The 1073-nt window shown below is 82.9% G+C and carries 1 pseudogene; it reads right to left on the bottom strand.

What is annotated here, in order from left to right:
* Positions 1-1073 (bottom strand): annotated as a pseudogene (locus ACMA1D_RS31905) (hypothetical protein); the annotation flags it as partial.

The raw sequence follows: 1073 nt of genomic DNA, 5'->3' as shown, positions 1-1073 counted from the left end.
GCACGCCAGGGGCGGTCGTACGGGGCGCCGCGCCGGGCGCGGCCGGTGCCTCCGGGATGCCGTGGTGTCCGGGGTGGGCCCGTTCGGCCGCGGACTCCGGGGCCGCGGGGGCGCTTTCGCCGGTCGCGTCGGCGGAGCCGGTCGCAGCGGGCGCGTCCTGCGCGGCGCCGGAGGTGCGGGGGCCGGTGGGTGACGTCCCGTCATCCGCGCCGGGTCCCCCCACCGTGCCGCCCCCGGGCGTGTCGCCCGCCGTCGCGCCCGCCGCCGACGCGCCGGGCTCAATGCCCGTGTTCGCACCGTCGGTTGCCTGGCCATGGGTGGGCGTGCCCTCGACGGGGGTGCCGTGGCTGGGCGTGCCGTGCGCGGGGGTGCCGTCGTCGGGCGTGGCCGGCTGCTCGCCGTACGGCGACTCCGTGCCGTGCGCCGGCGTGCCCTGCGTCGGTACGCCGTGCGGGGGCGTGCCCTGCGCGGGAGCCTCCGGCGTGGTGGCGCCGGTGGGGTGGCCCGTCTCGGGCCGGTGGGCGGGGGCGGGGAGGGGCTCGGCGGACGCGGTGTCCGTACCGGGGGCGGGGCCGTCGACGACCGGCGCCACGGCGGCGAACTGGCCCGTACCGCCCCCCAGTTGACCATCGCCCTGCTGGCCGTGGACCGGGTGGCCGCTGACGGGCTGGCCGCTGGCGGACTGATCCGCGGTGGGCTGGCCGTCCGCCCGGCCGTCGGCCGTGGTGGCGTCGGGCCGGGCCTGGGCGTCCTCGGGCCCGTCCGGGCGCGGGCCGGCGTCGGGCACGCCGTGTGGGGCCGCCGCGTCGGGCGCGCCCCCTGCGGCGTGGTGTAGCGCCCGGTCCGCGGGCGGGTACGGGGCTGCCGCCGCGTCCTCCGCGCGCACGTCGGTCGCACCGGCTGCGGCGGGCTCGGACGCGGGGCGCTGGTGCGGGCCGGGGACCGCGGGGGTGGCGCCGGCCGGGTGCTGGCCCGTCGCGGCGGGCTCCCCCGTCGCGGCGTCGGGGCGACCGGGGGCGGCCCGCGGTGCGGTGGTCGCGTGCGGTGCGGCTTCGTCACGCGCGGGCGCGCCC

It is taken from the genome of Streptomyces sp. 796.1, from assembly GCF_047525675.1.
GTDB lineage: Bacteria > Actinomycetota > Actinomycetes > Streptomycetales > Streptomycetaceae > Streptomyces.
This window is presented reverse-complemented; position numbering and strand designations above follow the sequence as displayed.